Origin of the sequence: Citrobacter sp. RHB36-C18, from assembly GCF_013814485.1 — a bacterium.
Taxonomy (GTDB): Bacteria; Pseudomonadota; Gammaproteobacteria; order Enterobacterales; family Enterobacteriaceae; genus Citrobacter; species Citrobacter braakii.
In genome coordinates this window covers 557,931-575,376 of record NZ_CP057125.1, presented here as the reverse complement: position 1 = coordinate 575,376, position 17,446 = coordinate 557,931, and the positions used below count along the sequence as shown (strand labels likewise).

The following is a 17,446-nucleotide window of genomic DNA, read 5'->3' as shown; positions in this document are numbered from 1 at the left end:
AGGATTAAAACAGTTTGTAGACAATGTTCAGGATAGTCAGCAGACCAATCACGGTAACAAACACGTTATCCAGACGGCCACGGTATTTCGCCAGTGACGGCGCTTTACGGATGGCATACATCGGCAGTAGGCAGAGCAGAGAGGCAATAATCGGCGCGCCCATTGCTTCAATCAGGTCCAGGATGTTCGGGTTGGCGTAAGCCACAACCCAGGTGGAGCCCATGATGAAGATCATGCTGATGGTATTAAGTTTGCCAGCGGAAACCTTAGTTTTATCGCCTTTGTAACCAAACTTCAGCACCAGACCGTTCAGACCTTCCAGCGTGCCCAGGTAGTGGCCGAAGAAAGATTTGAAGATAGCAACCAGTGCGATGATTGAAGCGCCGTACTCCAGAACGGTCGCGAAGGTGGACTTCGAACCGGACAGTGAAGCGAAGTGGTTCGCCAGGTAAGACAGTACTGGAATGTTCTGCGCTTTCGCATCCGCCATGTTTGCCGGAGAGAGCGTGAACAGGCAGCTAAAGGCAAAGAACATCACCACGGCAACCATCAGCATACTGGCGCGAGAGATGATTTTTGAACATTTCTGCTCAGTAAATTCGCGACCGTAATCTTTCTCATACTCTTCACGTTTAGAGACCACGAAGGAAGAAACGATAGGTGAGAAGTTGAAAGAGAACACCATGATGGAAATACCCAGCCACACGGTAACCAGGATGCCGTCATGGCCAGTCAGTGCGATATTGCTGAGATCAACCTGATCGATAACCGCAGAGTTCCAGTAAGGAATCAGTGACAGAGAGATCAGCACCAGGCTGGCAATAAACGGCCATACCAGGTAGCTCATCACTTTAACCATCAGATCCTTACCAAACCAGATGACGAATGCCATCAGCAGCAGCAGGAACAGTGCCACGAAGCCACGGTTTAACGCTGGCATCTGCAACTGGTTTTCCCAAAAGGTCATAAAGGTGTTGGTAATGGTGACGCCATAAATCCACAGCAGCGGACAAATCGCAAAGAAGTAGAGGAACGTGATAACCACGCCGCCTGTTTTACCAAAGTGCTCTTCAACCGTTTCTGTGATGTTACCGGAAGGGTTAGAACCGGAAAGACACAGGCGTGCCAGCGCCCGGTGGCAATAGAAGGCGATGGGGTATGCTAACACCAGCATTATCAGAATGGGGATCAGTCCGCCAAAACCAGCGCGGATAGGGAAGAACAGCACCCCGGCGCCGATGGCTGTACCAAATAAACCCAGTGTCCAGGTGGTGTCCGATTTGCGCCAGGACGACTGTTTTGTCTGGCTGGATACAATGCTATCAGTAGTACTCATATCCTATCCTCAACGAAGTATATTAAGCGTCAACTAAACCAGTAATTTGAGATACACGAGAAAGGTCGATATTACCGCCAGAAATAATGCTGACTGTTTTTCTGTTCTGGATATAGCTATCTAATTTCCCGCTTAATAATGCTGCGCAAGCCAGCGCGCCGGCACCTTCAGTCACAACTTTATTTCGCTGAATTAATGCCACCATGCTGTTGCGAATTTCATCTTCGCTGACCAGGACAATGTCATCCACCAACTCACGAACAATTTCATACGTTAAAGTACCCGGGCGGGAAACGTCACAACCATCCGCCAGGGTGCCGGTCGTTCGGTGCGTGGTTATTTCTCCAGCGTGGAAAGAAGCCGCCATGCCATGAACATTTTCAGACTGTACGCCAATAATTTTAATAGTCGGGTTAATAGATTTAATTGCCACCGCAATACCAGCAATCAGTCCGCCACCGCCAATTGGCACAATCACGTTATCGACATCGTACAGGTCTTCCAGAATTTCCAGACCAATAGTGCCCTGACCAGCAATCACTTTCGGGTCATCATATGGCGGAATAAAGATACGGCCTTCAGTTTCCACAATCTCGCTAACCTTAGCGATGGTGTCGTTGAAGTTGTCGCCGTGCAGCACAACCTCTGCGGAATAATCGCAGGTTGCAGCAACTTTAGACTTCGGCGCGCCTTTCGGCATGACCACTTTGCCGTCGATTCCGAGCATGGCGCAGGAGAGAGAAACCCCTTGTGCATGGTTACCTGCAGAGCAAGCCACCACGCCCTTACATCTTTCAGCTTCGGTTAATGAACTGAGCTTGTTAAACGCACCACGGATTTTAAATGAACCGGTACGCTGCATATTTTCAAACTTGAGGAAAATTTCCCCTTTGCAACGTTCACTAAAATAGTTAGAGCGAGGCATTCCCGTTTTATAAATTTTCCCCGCCAGTCTTTTTTTCGCTTCGAGGATATCTTCAATTGCAACTGGGAGATCGTATGTAATGTGCATTAGAACCTCTTACTAGGGTATTAAAGTAAATAGATAGCCGTGACCATTGTCAGAAATAGACAGATGGCGTTGATTTCGTGTTAAAACAAATTCAATCTTTAATCAATTTCAATTAATTGCCTTCGTCTCCGACAATTATATGATGAATACTCTTTGGCTAATTCCACCAAAATAGATGCTGCTTTTTTAATTCGATAATTTTTCGACCATACGGCGGCATAACGCGCGACGGGTAAGGTTTCTTCTACCGGGATAGTAATAAACTGGTTTGAGCCAAATGGTGTGGTCATATCGCAGGGAATTACTGTTAAGAAATCAGCATTGAGAACAAGATTATAAATCGTAACGACGGAGTCTGTTTTAACGATGTTTTCACTGCTGATGCCATTATTTTGTAACGTGGTTAGAAGTTCACTGTAGTACCCCATATTCGTTTGTGGCAACACCCACTGTTCGTTTTTCAACGCGCTCAGCGAGGTGATGCCGGTGCATGTTCGGGACTTGCTGGCAACCAGGATGAAGTCTGACTCAAAGAGCGGTTCAACATGCAGATCGTGCAGTTTCATCTCATCACTCAGCGTACCGATCGCGAAATCCAGACGCCCGTCACGAATCGCAGGTAAGAACGAGGAGAGCTGAGCTTCATACATGGAAACCTGCGCTTTCGGGAACACTTCTTTGAATTTTTTAATCATGCCGGACATGATGGTGAAGGCAATCAGTGAAGGAAAGCCAAACGACACATCAACGACCGCATTGCTCGTCATGCTGTTCATCTCATCAACCATGTTCTTCATTTCACGGGTAATAGATTCAGACCATGAGAGCATAACCTGACCTGCCTGAGTTAATGTCACACCAGTATTTTTGCGTACGACTAACTCAATACCGAAATAAGCTTCTACATCATTAATGATTTTGCTGACAGCCGGTTGAGTTAAACCTAATTCTTTTGCAGCTGAGCCGATAGAACCACTTCTAATGACTTCCTGAAAGACCACTAAGTGCTGTGTTTTAGGGAGTGTAATAGTATTCATATCGACCTGCGCTAATTACTTTATTGACGGCAGGAAGTGTACCAAATTAAGCGAACGAGGATATGTGCTACCACTCACAAATCCCCTTGACTTACATTTTGTAAGACTATTATTTAAATTGAAATCACTTAATAATCATATAGATATGAAATATCGATCTCACTTTATCCTGACTTTAATCAAAAAAAGATGGGGGGATAACGATTTTTTATGGCTATAACAACACCATTTCTCCTGCTATTTCTTAAAACCACGAAAGGCTATATTTCAATCAATTACAGAGTAATTACCAGGCAAAACAGCGCTTAAATTTAATAAGCAACTTATCAAATATAATTATATTTTATCGTTTATAGTGGTCAAATAACGTTATGCATCACGTTTTTTAGCCTTATTTGTTTGTAAAGAAACATTACATTTATTAATATTTAAACCAAAACATACAAAGCACTATCAAATGCAACATTACATTAACAGTGGTTTTGTACGATTTATCAGCCAGTAATTTTGTGATGGCGATCGATTGCGTTCTATTATTCTCGATAAAAACGTATCGCGCAGCGTTTTGTGCTAGTCATCACAAAAAATGAAATATCCCGCAAGACATTCCCTTAGATAAAAGAAGTTCAGTGCGTAAATAAAGGTCAAATAACGATGAGATGAATGGGAAATAAAGGCCAGATTCGTGGTGAACCAACTACAACACGACAGGAAAAACGTCTGCCGGATGGCAGTGTAAACGTCTTATCCAGTCTATAAAGCAAAAAACCTCGCCGAAGCGGGGTTTTTATAAAGAGTGAAGTTGACCGATAAGCCGAGTTCTTTTGAGCATAGCGTCGTGGACAGTCTGCCTATAAAGCAAAAAACCTCGCCGAAGCGGGTTTTTTATAAAGAGGTGAAGCTGACCGATAAGCCGCGTTCTTTTGAGTATAGCGTCGTGGACAGTCTGCCTACAAAGCAAAAACCCCGCCGAAGCGGGGTTTTTATAAAGAGGTGAAGCTGACCGATAAGCCGCGTTCTTTTGAGTATAGCGTCGTGGACAGTCTGCCTACAAAGCAAAAACCCCGCCGAAGCGGGGTTTTATAAAGAGGTGAAGCTGACCGATAAGCCGGGTTCTGTCGTGGACAGTCATTCATCTAGGCCAGCAATCGCTCACTGGCTCAAGCAGCCTACCCGGGTTCAGTACGGGCCGTACCTTGTGAACCCCTATTTGGCCTTGCTCCGGGTGGAGTTTACCGTGCCACGGACTGTTACCAGCCGCGCGGTGCGCTCTTACCGCACCCTTTCACCCTTACCTGATCCCACTTGCGTGGGCCATCGGCGGTTTGCTCTCTGTTGCACTGGTCGTGGGTTTCCCCCCCAGGCGTTACCTGGCACCCTGCCCTATGGAGCCCGGACTTTCCTCCCCTCCGCCCGTCTCCCCCGAAGAGGACGACGACGAAGCGGCGACTGTCTGGTCAGCTTCGGCGCGCAGTATAGAGGGTTTGCGGGGCATTGTCACCCCGCACTGCGCATTCCTATCGCCAACGTGGCGGCGATGTTTCTTGAAGCGCGATAAATATTATCAAATGCCCCACGAAAGGCCTCTTCCAGCGTGCTGATGGTGGTTAATACGCTAAACACCGCATCGATACCATATTGATGCACCACCTCCACATCGCGCGTCAGGCTGCCGCCAATACCAATTACCGGCTTGTGGTACTTCTTCGCGACATTCGCCACACCCACTGGCACTTTGCCGTGAATGCTCTGGCTGTCAATCCGCCCTTCTCCGGTCACCACCAGCGTACAGTCATGAATATGCTCTTCCAGATTGAGCGCCTGGGTCACAATCTCAATACCACTGCGCAACTCCGCACCTAAAAAAGCCATTAACGCGGCGCCCATTCCGCCAGCCGCACCAGAGCCAGGAACGTCTTTCACATCAACCCGCAGCGATTTTTTAATGATGTCGGCATAGTGAGACAGATTGCGGTCCAGTTCGATAATGCGTTCTTCCGTCGCCCCTTTCTGCGGGCCAAAAATGCGCGAAGCGCCAGTATCGCCGGTGAGTGGATTGGTTACATCGCAGGCCACGCGAATTGAGCAGGTTTTTAAGCGCGGATCCAGGCCCGTTATATCGATGGTGTTCAGACTCTCCAGGCTTCCACCACCGTTGCCAATCTCTGTCCCGTTGGCGTCGCAGAGTTTCGCCCCCAGCGCCTGTACCATACCCGCGCCGCCGTCGTTGGTCGCACTGCCGCCAATACCAATAATGATGCTCTGCGCACCGCTATCCAGCGCCTGCAAAATCAACTCCCCGGTGCCGCGCGACGTGGTGACTAACGGGTTACGCTTTTCAGGTGGAACCAACGCCAGACCGCTGGCTGCCGCCATTTCGATAAACGCGGTTTTACCATCTCCAGACATGCCCCAGCAGGCATTCACTTTTTCGCCCAGCGGCCCCGTCACCCACGCTGAATGTTCACTCCCCTGCGTAGCGGCAATCATGGCTTCGACTGTTCCTTCACCGCCATCGGCAACCGGGACAGAAACATATTGCGCATCGGGGAAAATTTCCCGAAATCCTTTTTCTATTGCCTGAGCTACCTCGGTGGCAGAAAGGCTTTCTTTATAAGAGTCTGGGGCAATTACGATTTTCATAGTTATGTAGCCTGACAGTGCCGCACAAGGCAAGAAATACAGGGCGCGCATCCGCGCCCTTCTTGTTAGCGAGTGACTTCCACTTTCGCCAGTTTTTCGTAGTAGCATGCGAGTGCGCTATGATCGGCGGTGCCCAGCCCATCAGCGCGTAGCGCCTGCATCATCTCCATGACTGCAGCAGTCAGCGGTAACTGAGCGCCAACGCCATGAGAGGTATCCAGCGCGTTCGCCAGATCTTTAATATGCAGGTCGATACGGAAACCCGGCTTAAAGTTTCTGTCCATAACCATCGGCGCTTTCGCATCCAGTACGGTGCTTCCCGCCAGCCCACCACGGATCGCCTGATACACCAGATCCGGGTTTACGCCCGCTTTGGTCGCCAGCGTCAGCGCTTCCGACATCGCCGCAATGTTCAGCGCCACAATCACCTGATTCGCCAGCTTGGTGACGTTACCCGCGCCGATATCACCGGTATGTACCACGGAACCTGCCATCGCCTTCATCAGATCGTAATATTTGTCAAAAATCGCTTTATCACCGCCAACCATCACCGACAAAGTACCGTCGATGGCTTTCGGTTCGCCGCCGCTTACCGGCGCGTCCAGCATATCCACGCCTTTCGCTTTCAGCGCGTCGCTGATTTCACGGCTGGCTAACGGCGCGATGGAGCTCATGTCGATCAGCACTGTCCCCGGTTTCGCCCCTTCAATAATGCCGCCCTCTCCCAGCGCCACTTCTTTCACATGCGGAGAATTCGGCAGCATGGTGATGATCACATCGCACTGCTCGGCAATATCTTTCGCCGTAGCGGCGGTTTCTGCGCCTGCGGCAATTACTTCCGCAATGGATTCCGGGTTACGGTCAGCAACCACCAGCGAGTAACCTGCCTTGAGGAGGTTTTTACTCATTGGTTTACCCATAATACCGAGGCCAATAAAACCAACTTTCATTGTCATGTCTTTATCTCTCTCTACTGTCGAGGGGGTTATTTCTTAAAAGAATCAGCCAATTTTTGCGTGGCTGAACGGAACACGCCAAGATCGCTGCCAACGGCAACAAACGTCGCGCCCCACTCCAGATAACGACGCGCATCCGCCTCTACCGGGGCCAGAATGCCGCTTGGTTTGCCGTGTGCTTTCGCGCGGGCAAAAATGTGCTGGATAGCTTTCTGCACATCAGGATGTGACGCATTGCCGAGGTGGCCTAACGCCGCAGCCAGATCGCTTGGGCCGACGAAGACCCCGTCGACGCCTTCTGTCGCCGCGATTGCGTCAACGTTATCAACGCCCTGCTGACTTTCGATCTGCACGATGATGGTGATGTTCTTATTCGACTGCGCAAAGTAGTCCGGTACGGTGCCAAACATATTGGCGCGATGGGATACGGACACGCCGCGAATACCTTCCGGCGGATAGCGGGTCGACGCCACGGCGTTCACCGCCTCTTCTTCTGTCTCCACGAACGGGATCAGGAAGTTGTAAAATCCGATATCCAGCAGGCGTTTGATAATTACCGGCTCGTTGGTCGGTACGCGCACTACCGGCGCGCTGGTGCTGCCTTTCAGCGCCATCAATTGCGGGATAAACGTCGATATGTCGTTCGGCGCGTGTTCGCCGTCCAGCACCAGCCAGTCAAAACCCGCCAGGCCTAAAACTTCGGTACTGATTGGGCTGGCTAATGCAGACCAGCAGCCAATCTGAATCTGTTGCGCCGCGAGAGCCGCTTTAAACTTATTCGGAAAAATCGTGTTATTCATCGCTTACACCTTTGTTTATTTCTGCAATTCCATACGTTTAATGTCACCGACAATAAACAGGTAGCAAACCATTGCCATCAGCGCCGAGCACCCTACAAACATCAGCGCAGCATTAAATGAGTGCAGCTCGCTCACCAGATACCCAATCACCAGCGGGGTGACGATGGAAGCCACATTGCCAAATACGTTAAATACCCCACCGCACAGACCGACAATCTCTTTCGGCGCAGTATCGGAAATCACCGGCCATCCCAGCGCCCCGAAGCCTTTACCGAAGAACGCCAGCGCCATCAGCGCCACCACCAGGGTGGTGTTATCGGTGTAGTTACACAGAATAATGGTCGAGGCGAGCAGCATTCCGAGCACAATCGGCAGCTTACGTGCCAGAGTGATGCTGAGGCCACGTTTAATCAGATAATCAGAGAACACGCCGCCGAGTACGCCACCGGCAAATCCGCACAGCGCAGGGATCGAAGCCACCAGGCCCACTTTCAGGATCGACATGCCTTTTTCCTGTACCAGGTAAATCGGGAACCAGGTGAGGAAAAACCAGGTAATTGTGTTGATAAAATACTGTCCGAAGAACACGCCGAGCATCATACGGTTAGTGAGCAACTGCTTGATATAATGCAATTTAGGACCGCCTGACTTCACATCACCCGGCTTTTTATGGTCCATATCCACGACCGCGCCGTTTTCAGAGATAAACTTCAGCTCTTCTTGCGACATACGCGGGTGATCGGTTGGGTTATGAATAAACTTTACCCACAGCCCGGTGAGCACAAAACCAATCACGCCCATCACGGTAAAGACATGTTCCCAGCCCCAGGCGAAGGTCAGCCAGCCCAGCAGCGGCGAAAACAGCGCCAGAGAGAAATACTGTGCGGAGTTAAAAATTGCGGACGCCGTACCGCGCTCTTTCGTCGGGAACCAGGCCGCCACGATACGGGCATTCGCCGGGAAGGACGGCGCTTCCGAGAAGCCCAGCATAAAGCGCATGATGAACATTGAAATACCCGCCCAGGCCAGCGGGAACATGTCTACAAAGCCCTGCAGGAAGGTAAACAGCGACCAGAAGAACAGGCTGTAGGTGTAGACTTTCTTTGAACCAAACTTATCCAGCAGCCAGCCGCCGGGGATTTGCATTAACAGGTAAGCCCAGCCGAAAGCGGAGAATATGTACCCCATTGAGATGGCACTGAGCTGTAACTCTTTCGCCACTTCCGTGCCGGCAATTGACAGCGTTGCACGGTCCGCATAGTTAACGGCTGTAACGATAAATATTATCAGCAATATTAAGTAACGGGTGTGCGTGCCTTTCTTTTTCTCGACAACTGTATCCAGAATCATTCTAATTACCTCGGGTACATTAAATTTTTATTATTATTGGGTAGATATTCCTGGTGATAAATTACTGATAATAAGAACGCATAATAATTTATCAGACGTTATGAAACCGTGATTTAGTATAATCAGCAGCGCCACGTTAATCATTGTGCAAGCGCTCATTAAACATGCGTTATTAAAATAATGTTTTGGGCATATGCACACATACATGGGCGCTAATGCACACATTTACGTATTGCTACCCCTGGTGGGGCGGCCTTGCTGAGTTTAAGTGATCATCATCACATTCTTGGCGATAAACTCCTGACATTCTTATTTCACGATACCGAATCTTTATTACTTATAATTAGATTCAAAATATAAATATCCACACTATTATCACCACCTTGTTGGAGAATACTGGACAATGGCCGACATCGAAATCAGACAAGAATCGCCAACGGCGTTTTATATTAAAGTTCACGAAACAGATAATGTGGCGATAATTGTCAATGACAATGGTCTGAAAGCTGGGACGCGTTTTCCAGACGGACTGGAACTCATTGAACATATTCCCCAGGGACATAAAGTGGCGCTCTTGGATATTCCTGTTCGCGGCGAAATCGTGCGTTATGGCGAAGTGATAGGCTATGCCGTTCGCGATATCCCACGCGGCAGTTGGATTGATGAATCAATGGTTGAGCTACCCAAGGCCCCGCCGCTGGAGACGCTGCCGCTAGCAACCAAAGTGCCAGAGCCGCTGCCGCCTCTTGAGGGTTACACCTTCGAAGGTTATCGCAATGCGGACGGTAGTGTCGGCACCAAGAATCTGCTCGGTATTTCCACCAGCGTGCACTGCGTGGCGGGCGTGGTGGATTATGTGGTGAAAATCATTGAGCGCGATCTGCTGCCCAAATACCCGAACGTTGACGGCGTGGTCGGACTCAATCATCTGTACGGCTGCGGCGTGGCGATTAATGCCCCAGCCGCCATCGTGCCGATTCGTACCATTCACAATATTGCGCTAAACCCGAACTTTGGCGGTGAAGTGATGGTCATTGGCCTCGGCTGCGAAAAACTGCAGCCAGAGCGCCTGCTGGAAGGCACGCACGATGTGAAAAGTATTCCGGTCGACAGCGCCAGCATCGTCAGCCTGCAGGATGAAAAACACGTTGGCTTTCAATCGATGGTTGCCGATATTTTGCAGGTGGCCGAACGCCATCTGGCAAAACTCAATCAACGCCAGCGTGAAACCTGCCCGGCGTCAGAACTGGTGGTCGGCATGCAGTGCGGCGGCAGCGATGCGTTTTCAGGCGTGACGGCCAACCCGGCGGTCGGTTATGCCTCCGACCTGTTAGTACGCTGCGGCGCCACCGTAATGTTCTCTGAGGTTACCGAAGTGCGCGATGCCATCCATCTTCTGACCCCACGTGCGATTAACGAAGAAGTAGGTAAACGCCTGCTTGAAGAGATGGCCTGGTACGATAACTACCTTGATATGGGCAAAACGGATCGCAGCGCCAACCCTTCTCCAGGCAACAAGAAAGGCGGTCTGGCAAACGTGGTGGAAAAAGCGCTGGGTTCTATTGCCAAGTCTGGCAAGAGCGCGATTGTCGAAGTCTTGTCGCCGGGCCAACGCCCAACCAAACGCGGCCTGATTTACGCGGCTACACCCGCCAGTGATTTTGTCTGCGGTACGCAGCAGGTCGCTTCCGGGATCACCGTGCAGGTGTTCACCACCGGTCGCGGTACGCCGTACGGCCTGATGGCCGTGCCGGTGATAAAAATGGCGACCCGTACCGAGCTGGCCAACCGTTGGTTTGACCTGATGGACATCAACGCAGGCACCATCGCCACCGGCGAAGAAACCATTGAAGACGTGGGTCTGAAACTGTTCGAGTTTATTCTCGACGTCGCCAGCGGGCGTAAGAAAACCTTCTCGGATCAATGGGGACTGCATAACCAACTGGCGGTGTTTAACCCGGCGCCAGTGACCTGATTCCTGAAAGCTAAATTCGATTACAGGTCGGGGAGTTCGCAAACTTCCCGCCTTTTTATCAGATACTCACCAGAACAACCTCAATCCCATGTTTACGTAAACCTTCCAGACTATCCTCTGGAATACCTTCATCAACAATAATCATATCAATCCGCTGGGTATCAATGATCTTATGCAGGCTGGAGCGGTTAAACTTCGTCGAGTCAGTAACGACAATGATACGCTCAGCCACTTCACACATCCGACGGTTGAGACGCGCTTCATCTTCGTTGTGTGTGCTAACACCACGCTCTAAATCGATAGCATCAACGCCAAGAAACAGCATGTCGAAGTGATAATTTTGTAGCGATTGCTCTGCCTGATCGCCATAAAATGATTGCGACTGACGACGCAAATGGCCGCCGGTCATCAGCAGCTCAACCCCTTCGGCATCCAGTAACGCATTGGCGACATTCATACCGTTGGTCATAGCAATGACGTTGGTTTGCTGGCGCATCAGGCGGGCAATTTCATACGTCGTGGTACCGGAGTCGAGAATCACGCGGTGCCCCGGTTTGATCAACTCCGCGGCGGCTCTGGCAATACTGCGTTTTACCGCCGTATTGAGTGAGCTCTTATCTTCAACAGAAGGCTCCACAACAAGCGCATTGCTTTCGCAAATCAGCGCTCCACCATAGGCGCGTACCGCAATCCCCTGTTTTTCCAGAAAGGCGAGGTCGTTACGAATAGTGACCGTGGAGACGCCAAAAAATAAAGAAAGATCGTTAACCTGAACGCTTCCCTGCTGCCGTAATCGCTGGATGATCTGCTCACGTCTTTCGCTAGTGCCGATAACGCGCTTGTCTGCAGAGGACTCGGTGTTACTCATATGAAATCCTTTAGTTGAATCTTTCGTTTTATTTCGTTTTGTCTATTAACGCCTTTCTTTTACGTGAATGCAAGCCCCGTAAACGAGTAAGAGCCAGACAGACTTACGCTGAAACCTTTCATTGCGTTTCTTTTGTGAAACAGATCGGAAAACTATTATCTTTCGTTTTATTTTTATACCACCATGATGCAGTATTAAATGAAACAAAACGAAAGAATGATGTCATAGTTACCTGACCTGGAGAGGAAAGTGAAACATCTAACTAAAATGGTCGAGCAACATAAATGGGGGAAGGCAAACGGGATTTATGCCGTTTGTTCCGCACATCCAATCGTACTGGAAGCCGCAATACGCTACGCCCATGCCAATCATACACCGCTGTTGATCGAAGCAACCTCTAATCAGGTTGACCAGTTTGGCGGCTATACGGGTATGACACCAGCCGATTTTCGCAGTTTTGTCTGCCGTTTAGCCGACTCGCTTAATTTTTCTCAGGATATGCTGATTTTCGGCGGGGACCATCTTGGGCCAAACCGTTGGCAAAATCTGCCAGCAGAAGAGGCAATGGCCAACGCTGACGATCTGATCAAGAGCTATGTCGCCGCAGGCTTTAAAAAGATCCACCTCGATTGCAGCATGTCGTGTACTAACGACCCGGTTCCCCTGACTGATGAAATCGTCGCCGAGCGCGCCGCACGCCTGGCAAAAGTAGCCGAAGAAACCTGTATGGCACATTTTGGTGAGTCTGACCTGGTCTATGTGATCGGCACAGAAGTTCCGGTTCCTGGTGGCGCACACGAAGCGTTAACCGAACTGGCGGTAACAACGCCGGATGCCGCACGTGCAACGTTACAGGCCCATTATCACGCCTTTGAAAAGCGCGGGCTGGAAGGTATCTGGCCGCGTATTATCGCCCTGGTGGTACAACCTGGCGTTGAATTCGACCACACACACATCATTGATTATCAACCGCAGAAAGCCGTGGCACTCAGCAAAATGGTGGAAGACTACGACACGCTGGTTTTTGAAGCGCATTCTACCGATTACCAAACGCCACAGTCCTTGCGCCAACTGGTGATAGATCACTTCGCCATTCTGAAAGTGGGACCCGCGCTGACCTTCGCCCTACGTGAAGCACTGTTTTCGTTAGCCGCTATTGAAGAAGAATTGCTGCCAGCAAAAGCCAGTTCAGGCCTGCGACATGTGCTGGAAAGCGTGATGCTTGATCGACCAGAATACTGGCAGAGCCACTATCACGGCGATGGCAACGCGCGCCGTTTGGCCCGCGGTTATAGCTACTCCGATCGGGTTCGTTACTACTGGCCGGACAACCAGATTGATGAAGCATTCGAACGTCTGGTGCGTAATCTGGCGGATGACCCCATTCCACTGCCGCTAATTAGCCAGTATTTACCCTTGCAGTACGTAAAAGTGCGCGGGGGAGATCTCAACGCCACACCGCGAGAACTCATCATTAACCATATTCAGGACATACTGCAGCAATATCACTGCGCCTGCCTAGGTGCTCCAGACCGTAACGAATAACAAAAAAGAGAAAAATACCATGCCAAACATTGTATTAAGTCGCATTGATGAACGTCTGATTCACGGTCAGGTTGGTGTGCAATGGGTCGGATTTGCGGGGGCAAATCTGGTGCTGGTCGCTAATGATGAAGTGGCTGAAGACCCAGTACAGCAAAACCTGATGGAAATGGTACTGGCAGAAGGGATCGCCGTACGCTTCTGGTCACTACAAAAAGTGATCGACAATATTCACCGTGCCGCCGATCGCCAGAAAATTCTGCTGGTTTGCAAATCGCCTGCGGATTTCTTCCGTCTGGTTGAAGGCGGTGTTCCTGTTAACCGTATCAACGTTGGCAATATGCACTATGCCAACGGCAAGCAACAAATCGCCAAAACGGTTTCTGTAGACGCTGCCGATATTACGGCGTTCAACGGGCTAAAAGCCGCTGGGGTGGAGTGCTTCGTTCAGGGCGTTCCAACAGAAGCCGCCCAGGACCTCTATAAACTTCTCTGAGGTATTCACAATGGAAATTAGTCTGTTGCAGGCTTTTGCGTTGGGTATTCTCGCCTTTATTGCAGGCCTGGATATGTTCAACGGGTTAACGCACATGCACCGCCCGGTTGTTCTCGGGCCGCTGGTCGGCCTGATTCTGGGCGATCTGCATACCGGTATTTTGACAGGTGGTACGCTGGAACTGGTGTGGATGGGCCTGGCCCCGCTGGCTGGGGCTCAGCCGCCAAACGTGATTATCGGCACTATCGTGGGAACCACGTTTGCCATAACGACAGGAGTAAAACCCGAAGTTGCCGTAGGAGTGGCGGTACCGTTCGCCGTAGCGGTACAGATGGGGATTACCTTCCTGTTCTCTGTGATGTCAGGGGTGATGGCTCGGTGCGATCGCATGGCAGCAAATGCCGATACCGCAGGAATTGAGCGGGTCAACTATTTGGCGTTGCTGGCGCTGGGGACCTTCTATTTTTTATGCGCGTTCCTGCCGATTTACTTTGGTGCGGAACATGCCAAAACCGCTATAGATGTTCTGCCGACTCGTCTGATTGACGGCCTCGGCGTGGCAGGCGGCATCATGCCAGCTATCGGCTTCGCCGTACTGCTGAAAATCATGATGAAAAACGTCTATATCCCCTACTTCATCCTGGGTTTTGTAGCCGCAGCCTGGCTCAAACTCCCTGTTCTGGCGATCGCAGCAGCAGCACTGGCAATGGCGCTGATCGATTTTCTGCGTAAATCACCTGAACCTACAGCTCCCGCAGCACAAAAAGAGGAATTCGAAGATGGCATCTAATCAAACGGCTCTGCCGAACGTTTCCGAAACCGAAGAAACGCTGCTGTCCGGCACCAATGAAAACGTCTACGAAGACCAGAATATCGGTGCCGAGCTGACGAAAAAAGATATCAACCGTGTTGCCTGGCGTTCAATGTTATTACAAGCCTCTTTTAACTACGAACGTATGCAGGCATCAGGATGGTTGTACGGCCTGTTACCTGCACTGAAAAAGATCCATACCAACAAGCGCGATCTGGCGCGTTCGATGAAAGGCCATATGGGCTTCTTCAACACGCACCCGTTCCTGGTCACGTTTGTTATCGGGATTATCCTTGCGATGGAACGCTCCAAGCAGGATGTAAACAGTATTCAAAGCACCAAGATTGCCGTAGGTGCTCCACTTGGCGGTATCGGTGATGCCATGTTCTGGTTAACGTTATTGCCTATTTGCGGTGGTATCGGGGCCAGTCTGGCGCTGCAAGGTTCTATTCTTGGCGCAGTTGTCTTTATTGTTATGTTTAACGTGGTTCATCTTGGTCTGCGCTTTGGGCTAGCACACTATGCTTATCGAATGGGCGTTGCTGCCATCCCGCTAATAAAAGCTAACACCAAAAAGGTTGGACATGCTGCATCCATCGTTGGGATGACGGTGATCGGCGCGCTGGTAGCGACCTATGTTCGCCTGAGCACTACGCTGGAAATTACTGCTGGCGACGCGGTTGTGAAACTGCAAACAGACGTTATAGACAAATTGATGCCAGCATTTTTACCGCTGGTCTACACATTGACTATGTTCTGGCTGGTCCGTCGTGGCTGGAGTCCTCTTCGTCTTATCGCCATTACCGTGGTGCTTGGCGTCGTAGGTAAGTTCTGTCACTTCCTGTAAATATAAGGGGTTGTAGATGTTAGGTATTATTTTGACGGGCCATGGCGGGTTTGCCAGCGGAATGGAAAAAGCGATGAAACAGATTTTGGGTGAACAGACTCAGTTCATCGCCATCGACTTTCCGGAAACCTCAACCACAGCCTTACTCACCTCGCAACTTGAACAGGCGGTGAGTGAACTGGATGCTCAGCAAGACATCGTGTTTCTAACAGACCTGTTGGGCGGGACGCCATTTCGCGTAGCTTCCACGTTGGCCATGCAAAGGCAAGGTACTGAAGTGATCACCGGTACCAATCTACAACTGCTACTGGAGATGGTGCTGGAGCGCGACGGCCTGAGCAGCGAAGCGTTTCGTGTGCAGGCATTGGAGTGCGGACACAGGGGTTTAACCAGTCTGGTGGACGAGCTGGGACGCTGTCGCGAGGAAAAACCCGTTGAGGAAGGGATATGACAAAGCGATTGCGCGCCAGGCGTCTACTAACCGAACAAGGATGGCTGGATGATCATCAATTACATATTAAAGACGGTATCATTGCAGCAATAGAGCCAATCCCGTCCGGTGTTATGGAGCGCGACGCTGAACTGCTTTGTCCAGCTTACATTGATACTCACGTACACGGTGGTGCAGGCGTCGATGTGATGGATGAGGCACCGGATACGCTCGACAAACTGGCGATGCACAAAGCGCGTGAAGGGGTAGCCAACTGGCTACCCACTACCGTCACCGCTCCACTACCGGATATTCACAGTGCGCTGGAGCGTATTGCCCGTCGCTACCATTCCGGCGGGCCTGGCGCACAGGTGCTGGGCAGTTATCTTGAAGGCCCATATTTTACGCCGCAGAACAAAGGGGCGCACCCGCCTGAGCTTTTCAGGGAACTGGAGCTCAGTGAACTGGATGAACTGATTACGGTTTCCCAGCACACATTGCGCGTCGTTGCGCTGGCACCAGAAAAAACTGGCGCATTGCAGGCTATCGAATATCTGAAGCGGCGCAACGTCCGAGTGATGCTGGGCCACAGCGCAGCCAACTGGGAACAAACCCGCGCGGCCTTTGATGCAGGTGCTGATGGATTGGTTCACTGCTATAACGGTATGACTGGCTTACATCACCGGGAGCCCGGTATGGTTGGCGCAGGGTTAACCGACCCTCGCGCCTGGCTGGAGCTTATCGCTGACGGACACCATGTCCACCCGGCGGCCATGAAGCTGTGCTGCTGTTGCGCGAAAGAGAGACTGGTGCTGATCACAGATGCCATGCAGGCAGCAGGAATGCCTGACGGGCGCTATTCGCTCTGCGGTGAGCAAGTGGAAATGCGCAGCGGAATTGTGCGTACCACGTCCGGTGGCCTGGCTGGCAGCACGCTCTCGGTTGATGCAGCCGTACGAAATATGATCGAGTTCACCGGGATAACGGCAGAAGAGGCAATTCATATGGCCTCTCTCCACCCTGCACGTCTGTTGGGAATCGATCGCCAACTGGGATCGTTAGCAGTGGGTAAACGTGCCGACGCGATCGCGCTTAATAGCGGGCTGCATTTACAACAGATCTGGATTCAAGGTCAGGCTCTCCCCCTTTGACCTTTCATTTTGTCTTGTGTTGGCCTGCGATCCTTGATCGCAAGCCCTTTCTTTTCCTTTCGCTTAAGGAAATACTCAACCACCTTACAACAACTCTTATCTTTATAGATCAATAAGATAATTGCATCCCTCGCTCTCACGATCACAATTTTCGTTTTATTTCATTTCATCTTATTGACCTTTCGATTTCTT

The 17,446-nt window shown here is 50.6% G+C and carries 15 protein-coding genes and 1 other RNA gene; 7 read left to right on the top strand and 9 right to left on the bottom strand.

Translation table 11 applies throughout. The annotated features are described in order from the left end of the window. Positions 1–4 precede the first annotated feature (4 nt). From tdcC to garP, 8 genes are all read right to left on the bottom strand, one after another. Entirely contained in the window at positions 5–1,336 is a 1,332-nt protein-coding gene (tdcC, locus tag HVZ52_RS02810) for a threonine/serine transporter TdcC (RefSeq protein WP_016154633.1), read from the bottom strand. Positions 1,337–1,358: 22 nt separating this feature from the next. Further along, entirely contained in the window at positions 1,359–2,348 is a 990-nt protein-coding gene (gene tdcB / locus HVZ52_RS02805) for a bifunctional threonine ammonia-lyase/L-serine ammonia-lyase TdcB (RefSeq protein ID WP_003828594.1), read from the bottom strand. A 98-nt stretch (positions 2,349–2,446) separates the two neighbouring features. Next, entirely contained in the window at positions 2,447–3,385 is a 939-nt protein-coding gene (gene tdcA / locus HVZ52_RS02800) for a transcriptional regulator TdcA (protein ID WP_003828596.1), read from the bottom strand. A gap of 1,088 nt (positions 3,386–4,473) precedes the next feature. Further along, an RNA gene (rnpB, locus tag HVZ52_RS02795) (RNase P RNA component class A) lies at positions 4,474–4,850 on the bottom strand. Between the two features lie 32 nt (positions 4,851–4,882). Beyond that, positions 4,883–6,028: a glycerate 2-kinase gene (gene garK / locus HVZ52_RS02790; RefSeq protein ID WP_047358544.1), complete on the bottom strand. Its 1,146-nt coding sequence runs from the start codon at positions 6,026–6,028 to the stop codon at positions 4,883–4,885. Positions 6,029–6,093: 65 nt separating this feature from the next. Continuing rightward, a complete protein-coding gene (gene garR, locus HVZ52_RS02785; RefSeq protein ID WP_016154635.1) occupies positions 6,094–6,984 on the bottom strand; it encodes a 2-hydroxy-3-oxopropionate reductase in 891 nt (296 codons plus the stop codon). Positions 6,985–7,013: 29 nt separating this feature from the next. Next, positions 7,014–7,784, bottom strand: a complete 771-nt coding sequence (garL, locus tag HVZ52_RS02780; protein WP_016157546.1) for a 2-dehydro-3-deoxyglucarate aldolase — start codon at positions 7,782–7,784, stop codon at positions 7,014–7,016. Positions 7,785–7,799: 15 nt separating this feature from the next. After that, positions 7,800–9,134 carry a galactarate/glucarate/glycerate transporter GarP gene (gene garP, locus HVZ52_RS02775; protein WP_065554768.1) on the bottom strand — a complete coding sequence of 445 codons (1,335 nt, stop codon included), beginning with the start codon at positions 9,132–9,134 and terminating at the stop codon, positions 7,800–7,802. Positions 9,135–9,537: 403 nt separating this feature from the next. Here garP and garD point away from each other — a divergent pair, with 403 nt between their 5' ends. Beyond that, a complete protein-coding gene (garD, locus tag HVZ52_RS02770; protein ID WP_016154637.1) occupies positions 9,538–11,109 on the top strand; it encodes a galactarate dehydratase in 1,572 nt (523 codons plus the stop codon). A 58-nt stretch (positions 11,110–11,167) separates the two neighbouring features. Here garD and HVZ52_RS02765 read toward each other — a convergent pair whose 3' ends face one another. Further along, the gene (locus HVZ52_RS02765) at positions 11,168–11,977 is read right to left on the bottom strand and encodes a DeoR family transcriptional regulator (protein ID WP_181598832.1); all 810 of its coding nucleotides are present in this window, start codon (positions 11,975–11,977) and stop codon (positions 11,168–11,170) included. Positions 11,978–12,244: 267 nt separating this feature from the next. Between HVZ52_RS02765 and kbaZ the strand changes: the two genes are divergently transcribed. The 6 genes from kbaZ to nagA are packed head-to-tail and all read left to right on the top strand — an operon-like array spanning position 12,245 to position 17,254. Continuing rightward, positions 12,245–13,522 (top strand): tagatose-bisphosphate aldolase subunit KbaZ, encoded by a 1,278-nt coding sequence (gene kbaZ, locus HVZ52_RS02760; RefSeq protein ID WP_249417954.1) that lies wholly within the window; start codon positions 12,245–12,247, stop codon positions 13,520–13,522. A 19-nt stretch (positions 13,523–13,541) separates the two neighbouring features. Next, positions 13,542–14,015, top strand: coding sequence for a PTS N-acetylgalactosamine transporter subunit IIB (gene agaV, locus HVZ52_RS02755; RefSeq protein ID WP_016157550.1), 474 nt, complete (start codon positions 13,542–13,544; stop codon positions 14,013–14,015). Between the two features lie 10 nt (positions 14,016–14,025). After that, entirely contained in the window at positions 14,026–14,805 is a 780-nt protein-coding gene (gene agaW, locus HVZ52_RS02750; protein WP_003839998.1) for a PTS N-acetylgalactosamine transporter subunit IIC, read from the top strand. Beyond that, entirely contained in the window at positions 14,795–15,673 is an 879-nt protein-coding gene (gene agaE, locus HVZ52_RS02745; protein WP_003024929.1) for a PTS N-acetylgalactosamine transporter subunit IID, read from the top strand. Before agaW ends, agaE begins: the two co-directional genes overlap by 11 nt. A 16-nt stretch (positions 15,674–15,689) precedes the next feature. Next, positions 15,690–16,124 (top strand): PTS galactosamine/N-acetylgalactosamine transporter subunit IIA, encoded by a 435-nt coding sequence (gene agaF / locus HVZ52_RS02740; RefSeq protein ID WP_065554769.1) that lies wholly within the window; start codon positions 15,690–15,692, stop codon positions 16,122–16,124. Continuing rightward, positions 16,121–17,254: an N-acetylglucosamine-6-phosphate deacetylase gene (nagA, locus tag HVZ52_RS02735; protein ID WP_181598830.1), complete on the top strand. Its 1,134-nt coding sequence runs from the start codon at positions 16,121–16,123 to the stop codon at positions 17,252–17,254. Before agaF ends, nagA begins: the two co-directional genes overlap by 4 nt. The last annotated feature ends 192 nt before the right edge of the window (positions 17,255–17,446 follow it).

Excerpts from the sequence above, each read along its gene's own strand:
- tdcC (WP_016154633.1), bottom strand. The coding sequence starts at position 1,336 with ATGAGTACTACTGATAGCATTGTATCCAGCCAGACAAAACAGTCGTCC.
- tdcB (WP_003828594.1), bottom strand. The coding sequence starts at position 2,348 with ATGCACATTACATACGATCTCCCAGTTGCAATTGAAGATATCCTCGAA.
- tdcA (WP_003828596.1), bottom strand. The coding sequence starts at position 3,385 with ATGAATACTATTACACTCCCTAAAACACAGCACTTAGTGGTCTTTCAG.
- garK (WP_047358544.1), bottom strand. The coding sequence starts at position 6,028 with ATGAAAATCGTAATTGCCCCAGACTCTTATAAAGAAAGCCTTTCTGCC.
- garR (WP_016154635.1), bottom strand. The coding sequence starts at position 6,984 with ATGACAATGAAAGTTGGTTTTATTGGCCTCGGTATTATGGGTAAACCA.
- garL (WP_016157546.1), bottom strand. The coding sequence starts at position 7,784 with ATGAATAACACGATTTTTCCGAATAAGTTTAAAGCGGCTCTCGCGGCG.
- garP (WP_065554768.1), bottom strand. The coding sequence starts at position 9,134 with ATGATTCTGGATACAGTTGTCGAGAAAAAGAAAGGCACGCACACCCGT.
- garD (WP_016154637.1), top strand. The coding sequence starts at position 9,538 with ATGGCCGACATCGAAATCAGACAAGAATCGCCAACGGCGTTTTATATT.
- HVZ52_RS02765 (WP_181598832.1), bottom strand. The coding sequence starts at position 11,977 with ATGAGTAACACCGAGTCCTCTGCAGACAAGCGCGTTATCGGCACTAGC.
- kbaZ (WP_249417954.1), top strand. The coding sequence starts at position 12,245 with ATGGTCGAGCAACATAAATGGGGGAAGGCAAACGGGATTTATGCCGTT.
- agaV (WP_016157550.1), top strand. The coding sequence starts at position 13,542 with ATGCCAAACATTGTATTAAGTCGCATTGATGAACGTCTGATTCACGGT.
- agaW (WP_003839998.1), top strand. The coding sequence starts at position 14,026 with ATGGAAATTAGTCTGTTGCAGGCTTTTGCGTTGGGTATTCTCGCCTTT.
- agaE (WP_003024929.1), top strand. The coding sequence starts at position 14,795 with ATGGCATCTAATCAAACGGCTCTGCCGAACGTTTCCGAAACCGAAGAA.
- agaF (WP_065554769.1), top strand. The coding sequence starts at position 15,690 with ATGTTAGGTATTATTTTGACGGGCCATGGCGGGTTTGCCAGCGGAATG.
- nagA (WP_181598830.1), top strand. The coding sequence starts at position 16,121 with ATGACAAAGCGATTGCGCGCCAGGCGTCTACTAACCGAACAAGGATGG.